This window comes from Micromonospora sp. BL1, assembly GCF_003667485.1.
GTDB lineage: Bacteria > Actinomycetota > Actinomycetes > Mycobacteriales > Micromonosporaceae > Micromonospora > Micromonospora tulbaghiae.
Genome location: NZ_RCVK01000227.1, coordinates 40,960 through 55,329, shown reverse-complemented (window position 1 = coordinate 55,329; position 14,370 = coordinate 40,960). Strand labels below are relative to the sequence as shown.

The 14,370-nt window shown below is 74.2% G+C and carries 15 protein-coding genes; 8 read left to right on the top strand and 7 right to left on the bottom strand.

Going from position 1 to position 14,370, the window contains the following annotated elements; translation table 11 throughout:
* The coding region (locus EAD96_RS13925) for a D-Ala-D-Ala carboxypeptidase family metallohydrolase (RefSeq protein ID WP_233585744.1) at positions 1 to 388 on the top strand (388 nt) is incomplete at its 5' end.
* Positions 389 to 570: 182 nt separating this feature from the next.
* Here EAD96_RS13925 and EAD96_RS13920 read toward each other — a convergent pair.
* The 3 genes from EAD96_RS13920 to EAD96_RS13910 all read right to left on the bottom strand — a co-directional run bounded on the left by EAD96_RS13920 (position 571) and on the right by EAD96_RS13910 (position 3,176).
* A complete protein-coding gene (locus tag EAD96_RS13920) occupies positions 571 to 1,164 on the bottom strand; it encodes a hypothetical protein (RefSeq protein ID WP_121684555.1) in 594 nt (197 codons plus the stop codon).
* 105 nt (positions 1,165 to 1,269) lie between these two features.
* Entirely contained in the window at positions 1,270 to 1,941 is a 672-nt protein-coding gene (locus EAD96_RS13915) for a response regulator transcription factor (RefSeq protein WP_120571433.1), read from the bottom strand.
* Entirely contained in the window at positions 1,938 to 3,176 is a 1,239-nt protein-coding gene (locus EAD96_RS13910) for a sensor histidine kinase (RefSeq protein WP_121684554.1), read from the bottom strand. The genes EAD96_RS13915 and EAD96_RS13910 overlap by 4 nt, the downstream gene beginning before the upstream one ends.
* A 132-nt stretch (positions 3,177 to 3,308) precedes the next feature.
* Between EAD96_RS13910 and EAD96_RS13905 the strand changes: the two genes are divergently transcribed.
* The 4 genes from EAD96_RS13905 to EAD96_RS13890 all read left to right on the top strand — a co-directional run bounded on the left by EAD96_RS13905 (position 3,309) and on the right by EAD96_RS13890 (position 7,239).
* Positions 3,309 to 4,208 carry an ABC transporter ATP-binding protein gene (locus tag EAD96_RS13905; protein ID WP_121684553.1) on the top strand — a complete coding sequence of 300 codons (900 nt, stop codon included), beginning with the start codon at positions 3,309 to 3,311 and terminating at the stop codon, positions 4,206 to 4,208.
* Positions 4,205 to 4,990, top strand: a complete 786-nt coding sequence (locus EAD96_RS13900; RefSeq protein ID WP_120571435.1) for an ABC transporter permease — start codon at positions 4,205 to 4,207, stop codon at positions 4,988 to 4,990. The genes EAD96_RS13905 and EAD96_RS13900 overlap by 4 nt, the downstream gene beginning before the upstream one ends.
* A gap of 2 nt (positions 4,991 to 4,992) precedes the next feature.
* The gene (locus tag EAD96_RS13895; protein WP_120571436.1) at positions 4,993 to 5,697 is read left to right on the top strand and encodes a hypothetical protein; all 705 of its coding nucleotides are present in this window, start codon (positions 4,993 to 4,995) and stop codon (positions 5,695 to 5,697) included.
* Between the two features lie 120 nt (positions 5,698 to 5,817).
* Entirely contained in the window at positions 5,818 to 7,239 is a 1,422-nt protein-coding gene (locus EAD96_RS13890) for an amino acid permease (RefSeq protein WP_121684552.1), read from the top strand.
* A 13-nt stretch (positions 7,240 to 7,252) separates the two neighbouring features.
* Here EAD96_RS13890 and EAD96_RS13885 read toward each other — a convergent pair whose 3' ends face one another.
* Together EAD96_RS13885 and EAD96_RS13880 are read right to left on the bottom strand one after the other, a co-directional pair.
* The gene (locus EAD96_RS13885) at positions 7,253 to 8,317 is read right to left on the bottom strand and encodes a serine hydrolase (RefSeq protein WP_121684551.1); all 1,065 of its coding nucleotides are present in this window, start codon (positions 8,315 to 8,317) and stop codon (positions 7,253 to 7,255) included.
* Between the two features lie 32 nt (positions 8,318 to 8,349).
* Positions 8,350 to 8,862 carry a helix-turn-helix transcriptional regulator gene (locus EAD96_RS13880; protein WP_121684550.1) on the bottom strand — a complete coding sequence of 171 codons (513 nt, stop codon included), beginning with the start codon at positions 8,860 to 8,862 and terminating at the stop codon, positions 8,350 to 8,352.
* Positions 8,863 to 9,020: 158 nt separating this feature from the next.
* Here EAD96_RS13880 and EAD96_RS13875 point away from each other — a divergent pair, with 158 nt between their 5' ends.
* From EAD96_RS13875 to EAD96_RS13865, 3 genes are read left to right on the top strand one after another with little or no spacing between them, the layout of a single operon-like run.
* On the top strand, positions 9,021 to 9,836 hold the full coding sequence (locus EAD96_RS13875; RefSeq protein ID WP_233585742.1) for a CDP-alcohol phosphatidyltransferase family protein: 816 nt from the start codon (positions 9,021 to 9,023) through the stop codon (positions 9,834 to 9,836).
* Positions 9,833 to 11,548: a sulfatase gene (locus EAD96_RS13870; RefSeq protein ID WP_121684549.1), complete on the top strand. Its 1,716-nt coding sequence runs from the start codon at positions 9,833 to 9,835 to the stop codon at positions 11,546 to 11,548. Before EAD96_RS13875 ends, EAD96_RS13870 begins: the two co-directional genes overlap by 4 nt.
* 13 nt (positions 11,549 to 11,561) lie before the next feature.
* Complete coding sequence (locus EAD96_RS13865; protein WP_121684548.1) at positions 11,562 to 12,317, top strand: FkbM family methyltransferase; 756 nt, start codon at positions 11,562 to 11,564, stop codon at positions 12,315 to 12,317.
* Positions 12,318 to 12,326: 9 nt separating this feature from the next.
* Here the strand turns inward: EAD96_RS13865 and EAD96_RS13860 are convergent, their stop codons facing one another.
* Both EAD96_RS13860 and EAD96_RS13855 read right to left on the bottom strand, forming a co-directional pair.
* Positions 12,327 to 13,328: an MBL fold metallo-hydrolase gene (locus tag EAD96_RS13860; RefSeq protein ID WP_121684547.1), complete on the bottom strand. Its 1,002-nt coding sequence runs from the start codon at positions 13,326 to 13,328 to the stop codon at positions 12,327 to 12,329.
* Positions 13,329 to 13,469: 141 nt separating this feature from the next.
* Complete coding sequence (locus tag EAD96_RS13855; RefSeq protein ID WP_121684546.1) at positions 13,470 to 14,351, bottom strand: serine hydrolase; 882 nt, start codon at positions 14,349 to 14,351, stop codon at positions 13,470 to 13,472.
* Positions 14,352 to 14,370: the final 19 nt, after the last annotated feature.

The following is a 14,370-nucleotide window of genomic DNA, read 5'->3' as shown; positions in this document are numbered from 1 at the left end:
GGGCGGGTGGGCCGGGGGTCCGCTCTCCTCGTCGGCCACCCGGGAGAACGCGCTGCGCACCATGTGGAAGCTGGAGGCGCTGCGGCGCAGCCTCGGCGACAAGCCGCTCTACGTGACCAGCGGGTTCCGCAGCATCGCCTGCAACCGGCAGGTCGGCGGCGCCGCGGACAGCCAGCACCTCTACGGCAACGCGGCCGATCTGATCGCCAAGCACCGCAGCCTCTGCGACATCGCCCGATCCGCTCGTGACCAGGGCTTCAGCGGCATCTACGGGCCCGGCTACCCGGACCACGACGACCACACGCACGTGGACTCGCGGCGGGAGAACAACCGGGACAAGGCGCCGAACACCAGGGACTGGTCCGCCCCGGACTGCGGCGTCAAGTGACACGGTGACGGCGGCCCGGCACGGGGGTGGGGGCTCCCCGGCCGGGCCGCCGCCGGCATGCTCCGGCACGACCGACGCCGCTCCGCGACGGGGCGTCGACGCGACCGGAACCGGGCGCCGGGCGTCAGCTCACCCGGGCCGGCGGGCCCGGGGGCGGTCGGCCCGGAACCGGGCGGCGGGAGTCAGCTCGCCCGGGGCCAGCGGGGCCGGGCGGCGGGAGCCGGCCGCCCGGCGACAGGGCGCAGACCGGGCCGCACCGGCGGCGTCGCGACCCGCGGGACCGGACCGCGCGCCGCCTGGGCCGCGGCGGCGGGACGGGCGGCCTGACCCGGCACCGCCCGGGCCGGCTGTCCCGGCACCGGGCGTCCGGCCGGACCGGGTACGCCGGGACGGGCGACCTGACCGGGTACGCCCGGCCGACCCGCCGGACCGGCCGGACGGGCGACCTGACCGGCGGCCGGACGGGCGCCGGACGGGCCGGTCAGCACGAACGGGAAGGGCACGTGCACGAACGGGTTGCCGTGCCGGATCAGCGCGTCGATCTGACGGTCGTTGAGACCGTGTGTCTCCAGCACCCGCCGGCCCCAGCGATGCAACCGGCAGGGGAACGACGACCCGTCGTTGCGGCACTTCGGCCCCGCGGGCCACTCCTCGGCGGCGTGCACCACCACCGCCCGGACCGCGAGGCGGACGTCCTCGGGGGTCAACGGCGCCGGTACCGGCACCTCGCCCAGGATCTGGTCGATGGGGTCCGTCGACTGCTCACCAACTCGCACGGCAGGCCTCCCGCAGCTCGGCAGCGGTACGGCGGAACGGCCGCACCACATCCTCGACCACTGGTACGGCCGGAGAACGGCAGCAGTTCAATCCCGTGCGGCGAGTCAGACCAGGCCGGCGTCCTGGACCAGCAGGGCCACCTGCACGCGGTTGTTCAGATCGAGCTTCGTCAGCAGCCGCGACACGTACGCCTTCACGGTCGCCACGCTCATGAACAGCTCGGCGGAGATCTCCGCGTTGGTCCGGCCCCGGCCGAGCAGCACCGCGACCTCCCGTTCCCGTTCGGAGAGCCCGTCGAGCAGCCGTACCGCCCGTTCCCGCTTCGGGTCCGCGCCGGGCACCGGCGCGGTGCCGGTGACGTGCGCGATGAGCTTGCGGGTCACCGCCGGGGACAGCGTCGCCTCCCCCGCCGCGACCCGGCGTACCGCGGCCACGATCTCGGCCGGCGGGGTGTCCTTGAGCAGGAATCCGCTCGCCCCGGCGCGCAGCGCCCGCAGCACCTGCTCGTCGGCGTCGAAGGTGGTGAGCACCAGCACCTCGGGCGGTTCGGCTGTGGCACGCAGCGCCTCGGTGGCGGCCAGCCCGTCGACGCGGGGCATGCGGATGTCCATCAGCACCACGTCCGGGGCGTGTGCGGCGACCGCCGCCGGCACCTCGGCACCGTCGGCGGCCTCGCCGACCACAGCCAGGTCGGGTACGCCGCCGAGGATCATCGACAGCGCGCCGCGGACCAGCGGGTCGTCGTCGACGATGAGCACCCGCACCGGCGCGCTCACTGAGCCGCCGCCCAGGGCAGCCAGGCGGTCAGCCGGAACGCGCCGTCGGCGTCCCGCCCGTGTTCGAGGCGGCCACCGGCGAGCGTGACCCGCTCCGCGATCCCGACCAGCCCGGTGCCGGTGCCCGGGATAGCGGTCGCGGGCGCACCGACGGGCCACGGGTTGACGATCTCCACCGCCAGCCCTTCCCCCGGGCCGCCGGCGAGCCGGACCGTCACCACCGCGCCCGGTGCGTGCTTGCGGGCGTTGGTCAGCCCCTCCTGCACGATCCGGTACGCGCTGCGCCCGATCGCCGCGGGCACCGCCTCCGGCTCGGCCACCTCGTCGACCACGCCGACCCGTACCCCGGCGTCGCGGCTCTCGGCGACGAGCGCGGGCACGTCGGCGAGGGTGGGCTGCGGCCGTTCCGGCGTGGCCTCGGAGCCGACCTCGGCCCGCAGCACGCCGATCACCTCGCGCAGGTCCTGGAGCGCGGCGTGCGCGCTGGCCCGGATCACCCCGGCCGCCCGCGCCACCTCCTCCGGCGGCGCGTCCGGCCGGAACTCCAGCGCGCCCGCGTGCAGGCTGAGCAGGGAGATCCGGTGCGCGAGCACGTCGTGCATCTCGCGGGCGATCCGGCCGCGTTCGAGCTGCCGGGCCTGGTCGAGCCGGAGTTGCTGCTCGGCCTCGGCCCGCTCGGCGCGGTCGCGCAGCGACAGCACCAGCTGGCGGCGGGCCCTGACGAACAGCGCCCAGGCCACCACCGCGCCGATGAACAACGCGGTCCAGATCACCGAACCCCAGAACGGCATCGTCGGGTCGGGCCGGACGGCGAGGTAGACCGGCAGGCTCAGCACGTTCCACGCCGCCAGGGCCAGACCCACCGGCAGCGGCCGGTGCACGAGCACGGTGAACGTGATGACGAGCAACGCGACGCCGGAGGTGACCGAGAAGAACACGAGCGGCGCGGTGGCCACCGCCAGCCCGACCGGCCAGCGCCGGCGCAGCCAGAGCGCGCCGCTGACGAGCAGGCCGATGAGCAGGTCGGCCTCCTCCAGCCAGGCCGGACCGGCGTTGAGCCCGAACTCCGGGGTGGCGCTGGTGACGTCGGCGTGCGTGATCAGCACCCAGAGCAGTGAGGCCACGAACAGCACGCCGTCCACGAACCAGTCCCGGGGCGTCCGCCGGGCGGCCCGGGCGGGCACCAGGGAACCCGGCAGGAGCCAGGGATGGTCGGGTACGGCGGCGCTGGTCACCCGTCCATGCTAGGAAGCCGTCCGGACCGGCTACCAGCTACCAAAGTCGACGCCTGCGGTGAACGGAGGTCGACGGTGACGCCGACCGCCGGCCGCAGCGCGTGACCGGGTGACCCCGGCAGGCTCGACGGCATGATCGAAGTCGACCAGCTCACCAAGCGGTACGGCCCGCACACCGCCGTCGAGGACGTCACGTTCCGGTGCGAACCGGGTTCGGTGACCGGTTTCCTCGGGCCGAACGGCGCCGGGAAGTCCACCACGATGCGGATGATCTGCGGGATGACACCGCCCACCTCGGGTGGCGCGACGGTCGGCGGCCGCCCGTACCGGCAGCTGCCCAACCCGGGGCGGGAGATCGGCGTGCTGCTCGACGCCTCGGCGCAGCACACCGGGCGGACCGGACGGGAGACGCTCACGCTCGCCGCCCGCACCATGGGCGTCGACCGGGGGCGGGTGGCGGCGGCACTCGACCAGGTCGGACTGAACGACACCGCGGCCCGGCGCCGCGTCGGCGCGTACTCCCTGGGCATGCGGCAGCGGCTCGGCCTGGCGCTGGCGCTGCTGGGCGACCCCCGGGTCCTGATCCTGGACGAGCCGGCCAACGGCCTCGACCCGGAGGGGATCTTCTGGATGCGCGGCCTGCTGCGCGACTTCGCCGACCGGGGCGGCACGGTGCTGCTCTCCTCGCACCTGCTGCGCGAGGTGGAGGCGGTGGCCGACCGGCTGGTGGTGATCGGCGGCGGCCGGGTGGTCGCCCAGGGCGGCAAGGACGAGCTGCTCGCGGGTGCCGGCACGCTCGTCCGCGCCCGCGACGCGCACGCCCTGCGCCTGACGCTGGAACGGGCCGCGCTGCCGGCCACCGCCGGCACCGACGGCGGCTTCGTCGTCCGGGCCGAGCCGGGCGAGGTCGGCCAGGCCGCGGCGGACGCCGGACTGGTCCTCACCGAGCTGCGCCCGGCCGGCAGCGGCGGCCTGGAGCAGCTCTTCCTCACCCTCACCGCCGGCGCGTCGACCAAGGAGGCCGTCCGATGACCACCGCCACCCGCAACCCTGCACCACCGCGACCCGAGGTCGCCGTCGCCGGACCGACGCTGGCCCGGCTGACCGCCGTGGAGCTGCGCAAGCTCGCCGACACCCGGGCCGGACGCTGGTTGCTGATCGCGATCGGCCTGATCGCGGCCGTGATCGTGGTGGTGCAGCTGTTCGTCCTCGACGCGCCGGACCAGACGTTCACCGCGTTCTTCACGCCGTCGCTGCTGCCGGTCGGGCTGCTCCTGCCGGTGCTCGGCATCCTCTCCATCACCGGCGAGTGGTCGCAGCGCAGCGCGCTCACCACGTTCGCGCTGGTGCCCCGCCGGGAGCGGGTGATCGTCGCCAAACTCGCCGCGGTGGTGCTCGCCGCGCTCGCCTCGGTGCTCGTCAGCCTGGCGGTCGCCGCCGTCGGCACGCTCGCCGCCGGCGCCACCGGCGGGGCGGGAGCCTGGACGTTCGACTGGCAACTGCTGCCGCACGCGGCCGTGTTCCAGGTGGTGAACGTGCTGATGGGTGCCGGTTTCGGTCTGCTGCTGCTGAACACGCCGCTGGCGATCGTCACCTACCTGCTGCTGCCCACCGTGTGGAGCCTCCTGTCCGCGATGATCTCCGCGCTGCGGGAGCCGGCCCGCTGGCTGGACACCTCGCTCACCATGGAGCCGCTGCTCGGCGCCGAGATGACCGGCGGGCAGTGGGGTCGGCTCGGCGTATCGCTGGCCGTCTGGGTGCTCCTGCCGCTGGCCGCCGGCCTGGTCCGCACCATGCGCCGGGAGGTGTCCTGACCGTGGCCGCCTGGCAACCCGGGGAGGACGTCGTCGTCGACGGCGGACGCGGCGAGCTGGTGCTGTTCTGGGCGGGATTCCCGCTGTTCGGGGCGGGACTGGCAGCCGGGCTGACCGCGCTGTCCGGCTGGATCGCCGGGCTGGCCTGGTTCCCGTTCCAGGGCCTGTTCGAGCTGCTCGCCCGGTGGCCGGACGAGCGTTCGTACCCGATCGGGATCGGGGTGGGCGTGCTCGGCGGCCTGATCCTGGCGGTGGTGGCGGTCCGCGAGCGGCTGACCGTCACGGTCGGCCACCGGTCGGTACGGCTGCACCGCGACGGGCACGGCCGTGACCTCGCCCGCGCCGACGTGGCCGGGGTGTTCGTCGACGGCAGGGCACTGGTGCTGCTGGACACCGCCGGCGGCGAGCTGGCCCGGGAGAAGTCCGACCTGGACGCCGAGCGATTGCGCGCGGCGTTCACCCGGCAGGGCTGGCCGTGGACCGGCCAGGACCCGCACCGGGACGCGTACCGGCGCTGGGTGGAAGGGCTGCCCGGCCTGCCGCCCGGCGCGGACGCCCTGCTGCGCGCCCGGCAGCGGGCGCTCGACGGCGGCCACGACGCCGAGACCCGGGAGCTGCACGGGGAGCTGGCCCGGCTCGGCGTCGTGGTCCGCGACGAGGGCAAACGGCAGTACTGGCGGCTGGTCGCCGGTCCGCCGCCGGGGTGATCGCTGCCGTCGCGCTGCGATCTTCGCGCCGAGGATTTACGTTCGTCCATGGCGGGGTCGCGGCTCGTCGGACGCGGTGGCCCCGGGGCGGTACGACGCGGGCGACGGGGAGGGGCCGGCATGGCGGTGGGACAGGGCATCTTCCGGCGCAAGCCGGTCGAGCAGATCGCCGACGAGACCGACGAGGGCCTCTCCCGTGAACTGGGGTTGTGGCAGCTCACCGCGATCGGGGTCGGCGGCATCATCGGCGCGGGCATCTTCGCGCTGGCCGGGGCGGTGGCGAACGAGACCGCCGGCCCGGCCGTGCTGGTGTCGTTCCTGATCGCCGGTCTGGCCAGCGCCGCCGCCGCACTGTCGTACGCGGAGTTCGCCGGCATGATCCCCAAGGCCGGGTCGGCCTACACCTACGGGTACGCGGTGCTGGGCGAGGCGGTCGGCTGGTTCATCGGCTGGGACCTGCTGCTGGAGTACACGGCGATCGTCGCCGTCGTGGCCATCGGCATCTCCGGCTACTTCGGCTTCCTCGTCAACGAGCTGGGCGCGGACCTGCCGGCGTGGATGCTCGGCGCGCCCGGCACCGGCGACGGGCACCGGGTGGACCTGTTCGCGGTGGTGCTCTGCCTGCTCATCGCGTTCCTGCTGACCCGGGGCATCAGGGCCGCCGCGCGGTTCGAGACGTTCGTGGTGGGCCTCAAGGTCGCCGTCGTGCTGCTGGTGATCGTGGTCGGCTTCTTCCACGTGAAGACCGCCAACTACTCGCCGTTCTTCCCGTTCGGCGTCGGCGGCGCGATCACCGGCGCGGCCACCGTCTTCTTCGCGGTCTTCGGGTACGACGCGATGAGCACCGCCGCGGAGGAGTCACGGGACGCCCGCCGGCACATGCCCAAGGCGATCATCTGGTCGCTGGTCGTCTCGATGGTGCTGTACGTGCTGGCCACGCTGGTGCTCACCGGCATGCAGAACTACCGGGACATCGACCCGGAGAGCGGCTTCTCCTCCGCGTTCGCCTCGGTCGGGCTCTCCGGGCTGGCCAGTGTGATCGCGGTCGGGGCGATCATCGGCATCCTCACCGTGATGTTCACGTTCATGCTCGGCGTGACCCGGGTGTGGTTCTCGATGAGCCGGGACGGGCTGCTGCCCGGCTGGTTCGCCAAGGTCCACCCGGTCCGCCGGGTACCGACCCGGGTCACCTGGATCGTCGGCGTCGGCTCGGCGCTGATCGCCGGTTTCCTGCCGATCCGGCAGGCCGCCGAGCTGACGAACATCGGCATCCTGCTGGCGTTCGTGGTGGTGTGCGTGGCGGTGATCGTGCTGCGCTACCGCCGCCCGGACGCCCCGCGGACGTTCCGGCTCCCCGGCATGCCCGTGGTCCCGGCGCTCGGCGTGATCTTCTCGATCTGGCTGATCACGTTCCTCGACCCGGTGACGTGGCTGCGGTTCGGCGCCTGGTTCCTGCTCGGCGCGGTCGTCTACGCGCTGTACGGCTACCGCCGTTCGGCGCTGGCCCGGCGCGAGCAGGACACCGCCGACCGGACGCGGTGACCGCCGCGCCGCCTCAGACGAGCAGTCGCAGGCCGATCGGGTCCACGTCGCGTGTGGTGTTGCCGAGCACCACCACACCTCGGTCGGCGGCCCGGTCGAAGCCCAGGAAGGCCCGGAAGCCACTGGTGCCCCCGTTGTGCCAGACGATCTCCCGGTCGCCGTACCGGCTGGTGAACCAGCCGTACCCGACGCGGCGGTCCTTCCCGGCGTCGAAGCGGGGCGTGGCGGCGTCGGCGCCGGGGGCGGTGCCGGCGAGCATCGCGGCGGTGAGCCGGGCCAGATCCTCGGCCGTGGACCAGATTCCGATGCCGGCCGGGGCGTAGCCCGCGCCCAGCCAGGGGTCGGCGGCCCGGCCGGCGGCGGTGGCGCCCTCGGCCCGCCCGCCCGGCAGGTGCCCGGCCTCGGTGGCGGCCAGCGTGGCGTTCATCTCCAGTGGACGCAGCACGTCCCGGCGCAGCAGTTCCGGATAGCCGACGCCGGCCCGGGCCGCCAGCGCCTGGCCGAGCAGCGCCGCGCCGAAGTTCGAGTAGGAGACGGTGCCGCGGTCTCCGCCCGGCTCGGTGTTCGCGGCGACGGCGACGATCCGGTCCACGTCGTAGCCGGCGTACGGATTTCCGGCCGTGGACGCCGCCCACCAGGTGCGGACCATCGCGCCCGCGGAGTCGAGCGCCAGCCGGGGCAACCCGGCCCGGTGACTGGCCAGTTCGGCGAGCGTGACCTCACCGGCCGGACCGGTCACGCCGGGCAGGACGGCGGCCAGCCGGTCGCCGGGGTCGACGACGTCGGCAGCCACCTGCCGGGCCAGGAGCATTCCGGTGAGCGGCTTGACGAGCGAGCCGATCTCGAACGGTGTGCCCGGTTCGACGGCCGGCCCGCCGCGGGCCCGGTCGCCCTCGATCACCGCCACCGCGAGGCCGCGCAGTCCTTCGGGGTCGTCCACGGCGGCGCGGACGGTCGCGGCCAGGTCCGCGTCGCCGGTCCGCTGCTGGCCCAGGCGGGGCGGCCGGGGCTTCCGGACCGCCGCCACGGCCGAGGCGGCGAGGCCGGCGGCGACGGCGAGAACGATCGGGGTACGCATGGCGCTGCCTTCCGTCGAAGTGGCCGGCCGGGTCAGCGGCGGGCGGCGGTGAGGATGGCCAGCAGCGGCACCGCCCGCTCGGGCGGTATGTCGTAGCGCCCGCGGGCGCCGCTGCGCAGCCAGCCGGCGGCGGCGAGTTGGCGCAGGTGGTGATGGAGCTGGCCGGTGGTGCCGATCCCGTCGAGGCCGGCCAGTTCGGCGGTGCCGTGCCGCCCGCCGAGGATCTCGCGCAGCAGCCGGAGTCGCACCGGATGCGCCAGCGCGGTGAGCGTGCCGGCCAGTGCCGGCCAGTCGTCGTCGAGCAGGTCGTCGACTGTGGCGCCGTACTGCCAGTCGTAGTTCCGGTCCCCGGTGCGGACGGTGCCGGTGTAGAGCACCGCACCGGCGCCGCCGGCGGGAATTCGCTGCTTCAGGCCGCCGAGTGCCCAGAGGGCGTCGGTCGGCGCGGCCTCGCCGGCCGGCGTGCCGGCTCCGGCGTCCCGCTCGCCGGCCAGCCGGGCCACCTGCGCCTCCAGGGCCGCGAGCCGTTCCTCCACGCTTGCCACGGCAGCGATAGTACGGAAGTACGTACTTACGTGCAAGCGAACAAGCGCGCGGAGCCGCTGATGCCGCTGCTTCTGCTGGCGCGTTTCCGGTATCAGAACGAACTGTTCGGGCATGTTCTCCGTACACAGGTGTGGTTCGTGACGTCTACCTCGGAGGCATGGTGTCCGCACTTCGAACTGATCCATTCGCGGGGGCGATTCTCCAGGTCGGCGTACTCGCGGCCCTGGCCGGCACGGTCGGCCTGAGCGCGTACGGCTGGCTGGCCGGTCTGCTCTTCGGGGTGGTGACGGTCGCGGCGCTCGGATACGGGCTGCGCCGTTCGGGCGCGGACCGGCTCGGGCCGGCGGACTGGGTGACGCTCACCCGGGCGACGCTCACCGGCGGTGTGGCCGCGTTGACTGTCGACTCGTTCCGCGAGCCGATCGTGGTGCCGGTCCTGGTCGCGCTGAGCGCCGTGGCGCTGTCGCTCGACTGGGTCGACGGGCAGGTGGCCCGCCGTACCGGCACGGTGAGCGCGCTGGGCGCCCGGTTCGACATGGAGGTCGACTCCTTCCTCGTCCTGGTCCTCTGCGGGTACGTCGCCGACCAGGTGGGCGCCTGGGTACTGGTGATCGGCGCGATGCGGTACGCCTTCGTCGCCGCCGGCTGGGCGCTGCCGTGGATGCGCGGGTCGCTGCCGCCGCGCTACTGGCGCAAGGTGGTCGCCGCCACGCAGGGCATCGCGCTGGCGGTGGTGGCGGCGGGCGTCCTGCCCCGGCCGCTCGCCGTCGCGGTGCTTCTCGGCGCGCTCGCGCTGCTGGTCGAGTCGTTCGGCCGTGACGTCGGCTGGCTGTGGCGGCACCGCGTACGCCCGGCGCCGCGCGCGCTCCCGGCCGCGCCGGTCTCCCCCGCCCCGGCGGGTCACCGGCCCGAGTGGACGCCGGGCGTGCGGATCGCGCGCCAGCCCGCCGAGGTCGGCGGTCGGCACCGGTGACCGACCTGCCCCGCCCGGCGGACGGCGACGACGCCCCGGACGCCACCACGACCGACGACAACGAGACCCGCACCACGACCGGCGACGCGCCGGTGCCGGCGAGGCGGCGCACCCGGCGGGTGCTCGCCGCTACGGTCACCGCGCTGGCCGCCGCGCTCGTGCTGGTGGCGCTCGTCGCGCCGAGCGACGTCAACGAGTTCAGCCCGGGCGCGTTCCTGCGCATCCCGGTGGAAGGGCTGATCGCCGTCGCCCTGCTGCTGGTCCTGCCGGCACGTCCGCGCCGGGTCGTGGCCACGGTTCTCGGCGCGTTGCTCGGCCTGGTCCTCGTCCTCAAGGTCACCGACCTCGGGTTCTCGCTGGTCCTGGACCGCCCCTTCGACCTGATCGCCGACTGGACGTTCCTCGGCGCGGGCGCGGAGTTCCTGTCCGAGTCGTACGGTCGCGCCGCCGAGGTGGGCGCGGTGGCGCTGGCAGTGGTCGCGGTCCTCGCCGTACCGCTGCTGGTGACGCTGTCGGTGCGGCGGCTGACCCGGGTCGTGGCCGGCCACCGGGTGGTGACCGCGCGCGCGACCACCGCGTTCGCCGCCGCCTGGGTGGTCTGCGCCGTGCTCGGCGCGCAGATCGTGCCGGGCGTCCCGGTCGCCGCCGACACGGTGGCGGCCGGTCTCCACGACCGGGCCCGGCAGGTACGGGCGGGCCTCAACGACCAGGAGACGCTGAACACGCAGCTCGCCGGCGACCCGTTCCAGAACGTGCCGGGCGAGCAGTTGCTGACCGCGTTGCGCGGCAAGGACGTCCTGTTCACGTTCGTGGAGAGCTACGGCCGGGTCGCGCTGGAGGACCCGGACCTCGCGCCGGAGGTGGACGCCGTCCTGGACGAGGGCACCCGGCAGTTGCGCGCGGCCGGGTACGGCAGCCGCAGCGCGTTCCTCACCTCGTCCACCACCGGCGGCGGGAGCTGGCTCGCGCACGCCACGCTGATGAGCGGCATCCGGGCGGACAACCAGCTGCGCTACACCAACCTGGTCCGCAGCGACCACCTGACCCTCAACGGCGCGTTCAAGCGCGCCGGATGGCGGACCACGCTGGTCATGCCGGCGCTCACCCGCGCCTGGCCGGAGGCCGACTTCTTCTCCCCGGACCAGGTGTACGGCATGAAGGAACTCGGCTACCGGGGGCCGCTGTTCAGCTTCTCCTCACCGCCGGACCAGTACACGCTGTCGACGTTCCAGCGCCGCGAGCGCGGACCCGGGCACGCCCCGGTGATGGCCGAGATCCCGTTGCTGTCCAGCCACGTGCCGTGGACGCCGGTACCGCCGCTCGTCGACTGGGACGACGTCGGCGACGGCTCGGTGTACAAGGGGACCGCACGCGCCGACCGCTCGGCGGAGGGCACCCGGGAGGCGTACCGGCGCGCGGTTGTCTACTCGCTGCGCACGCTCATCTCCTACGTCCAGCGGTACGGCGACGAGAACCTGGTGCTCGTGTTCCTCGGCGACCACCAGCCGGCCCGGGCGGTCACCGGCGAGGGCGCCGGCAAGGACGTGCCGATCACCGTCGTCGCGAAGGACCCGGCCGTGCTCGACCGGATCGCCGGGTGGGGGTGGCAGGACGGCCTCAACCCCGGCCCGCAGGCCCCGGTCTGGCCGATGGAGTCGTTCCGCGACCGGTTCCTGAACGCGTTCGGACCGAAGTCCACCACTCACAGTTAGGGATGTCGTGACGATGCTCGCTCGGGCCTGGGGGATCACCCGTTCCCTGGCCGTCTACCACGGTCAGCCGGCCAAGCACCGGCGTGCCCGGCAGCTCTACGGGCAGTTCCTCTCCCCCGGCGACCTCGGCTTCGACATCGGCGCCCACGTGGGCGGCCGGGTGCGTACCTGGCGGCGACTGGGCGCGCGGGTGGTCGCTGTCGAGCCGCAGCCGGACTGCCTGCGCGTGCTGCGCCTGGGCTTCGGGCGGGACGCCGACGTGACGATCGAGCCGACGGCGGTCGGTGCGCGGTCCGGGAGCGCGCGGCTGGAGCTGTCCAGCGCGACGCCGACGGTGTCCACCATGTCGTCGTCGTGGATCGAGTCGGTCACCGCCGACCCGAGCTTCGCCGGGGTCCGCTGGGACCGGTCGGTCGAGGTGCCGGTGGTGACGCTGGACGACCTGATCGCGCGGCACGGCGTACCGGCGTTCTGCAAGGTCGACGTCGAGGGCTTCGAGGTCGACGTGCTGTCCGGCCTGAGTCACCCGGTGCGCGGGCTGTCCTTCGAGTACCTGCCGCCCGCGCACGACGCCGCGCTGGCCGCGTTGGAGCTGGTGGAACGGCTGGGCGCGACGGCGGGCGGCTACCGCTACAACTACTCGCCGGTGGAGACCATGCGGTTCGCGAGCGACCGGTGGCTGGACGCGGCCGAGCTGGTACGCCTGCTGGAGACGTACCGCCCGGCCGGTCGCTCCGGCGACGTCTACGCCCGGCTGGCGGCCTCCTGAGCGACGCCGTCAGAACCGGTACGCGGTGTGGTACTCGGGCACCAGCACGCGGCTGCGCGGCGAGACCCGGCGCACCTCGGCGACGAGGGCGTCGAGGCGTTCCCGGTCGTTCGCGGCGACAGTCGGCGGGTTGGTGAGCGGCGTCTCGAAGTTGTCCCAGTGCACCGGCACCACGACCTTCGGGTGATCCAGCGCGGCCATCAGCCGGGGCACGTAGTCGGCGGTCGACGTACTGGCGGCGGAGGCGACCATCGCGACGTCCGGGGCGAGCCCGCTCAGCTTGCGCTCGTCGAAGTCGCTGGCACCCATGAAGAACACCGACGGCCCGCCGTCGATCCGGATCTGGTACGCCAGCGTGTCGCCCTCGGGCAGGTCGGCGATCGTCTCCGGACGGGGCGGCCGGCTGACCCGTACCCCCGGGAAGGCCATCGACCAGGTGGGATTCCGGCTGTGCAGCGAGCCGACCACCTCCACCGTGTACCCGTCGAAGTCGAGCACCTCGCCGCCCTTGACCGGGGCCAGTTGCCCGGTCGGCAGCCCGTACGCCAGGCCGAGGTGGTAGGCGGTGAGCGTGCCGAAGACCCGGGCGCCGGTCCGGGCGGCGATGTGCGGCACGTCGTTGAAGTGGTCCCAGTGGGTGTGGGTGACGAGGATGTTCTCGGCCCGGTCGGCGAGCCGGTCGACCACGTCGGCGGCCACGGTCAGCGGGGTGCCGGGGTCGAACGCCTTGCGGAACAGCCCGGTGTCGTACCGGCTCAGGTACGGGTCGACGAGCACCGTCCGGTCCCCGACGTCGATGCGCCAGCCGGAGGTCCCCCACCAGCGGAAGGTCACCGCGCCGCCGCGTCGCGTACCGCCGGCGGCGCGGCTCGGCACGGCGACAGGGCTCGGCCCGGCCGCTTCCGCCGGGGCGGCGGCGACGAGTCCGGCGGTGGTGACGGCGGCGGCGCCGACGGCGGTGTCGCGCAGGAATCGACGGCGGGCGTAGCCGGACGGCCGGTTCTCGGGCATGTGTCGTCCTCCCCGTTCGGGATCGGTGATCGGTAGGCCCAGCCCACCACCCGACTGATGCCGATGTCCAAGATCGACGAGCGCAACGACCGATATCCGGACCGATATCACCGCAGGTCAGCGCCGATGCGCCGAGCCGGATCAGCGCAACGACTCGACAGCGGTGCGGGCCGCCTCCCCCATCGCCAGGTCCACGTCGATCCGGCGGGCGGCCAGCCGTTGCGTACGTACCGCCACCGCGATCGCATACCTGCGACCGTCGGGGTACTCCGCGACGCCGGCTTCGAGGTGCAGCCCCGGCAGGGTGCCGGTCTTCCCGGCGACCCGGACCCCGGGTGGGAAGCCGGCGGCCAGCCGGGTCCAGAAGAGTTGCCGTGCCATCAGCTCCCGGACCATGGCGCACGCGGGCGCCGGCCCGGCCTCGTCCCGCCACACCAGACGGAGCAACCGGGTCAGCTCGCGGGCGGTGCTGGAGCTGGTGTGCTCGGGGTCGAAGACCCGCATCGCGCGGATCCGTTCGGGCGACAGGGTGGGGAAGATCCGCGCGAAGTCCGCCTCGGTGCGTGCGCCCACGTCGGAGAGCATCGTCTCGACGAGTTGCCGAGGGCCGCCGACGATCCGGGTGCGCGGCAGGTCCAGCTCCGCGGCCAGCATCGGCAGCACGTCCGCGCCGACCCGGCGCAGCAGAAGGTCGGCCGCCGTGTTGTCACTCACCGACATGGCCAGGTACGCGAGGTCACGCAGGGAGATCTCGACGTCGTCGGCGCAGCCGGCCACACCCCAGCCGCCGAGCCGGTCGGCGGGACCGACCACCACCCGTTCGGTCGGGTCGAGCTGCCCGGCGGCGGCCTGCCGGGCGAACTCCAGCACCAGCATGATCTTGAAGATGGACGCGATGACGATCTGCTCGTCGGCGCGCAGCGCCACGTCACCGCCGGCCGGGTCGTCCACGTCCACGACGTGCAGGCAACCCCGCACCCCGGCCCGCCCGAAGATCTCCCCGATCCGTTCCGCCACATCCACGCCGACACGGTAACCAGCG

What these genes read in the sequence shown, in the direction of transcription:
- EAD96_RS13865 (WP_121684548.1), top strand. Translation starts at nt 11,562, where the DNA reads ATGCTCGCTCGGGCCTGGGGGATCACCCGTTCCCTGGCCGTCTACCAC.
- EAD96_RS13885 (WP_121684551.1), bottom strand. Translation starts at nt 8,317, where the DNA reads ATGCGTACCCCGATCGTTCTCGCCGTCGCCGCCGGCCTCGCCGCCTCG.
- EAD96_RS13875 (WP_233585742.1), top strand. Translation starts at nt 9,021, where the DNA reads ATGGTGTCCGCACTTCGAACTGATCCATTCGCGGGGGCGATTCTCCAG.
- EAD96_RS13905 (WP_121684553.1), top strand. Translation starts at nt 3,309, where the DNA reads ATGATCGAAGTCGACCAGCTCACCAAGCGGTACGGCCCGCACACCGCC.
- EAD96_RS13900 (WP_120571435.1), top strand. Translation starts at nt 4,205, where the DNA reads ATGACCACCGCCACCCGCAACCCTGCACCACCGCGACCCGAGGTCGCC.
- EAD96_RS13860 (WP_121684547.1), bottom strand. Translation starts at nt 13,328, where the DNA reads ATGCCCGAGAACCGGCCGTCCGGCTACGCCCGCCGTCGATTCCTGCGC.
- EAD96_RS13890 (WP_121684552.1), top strand. Translation starts at nt 5,818, where the DNA reads ATGGCGGTGGGACAGGGCATCTTCCGGCGCAAGCCGGTCGAGCAGATC.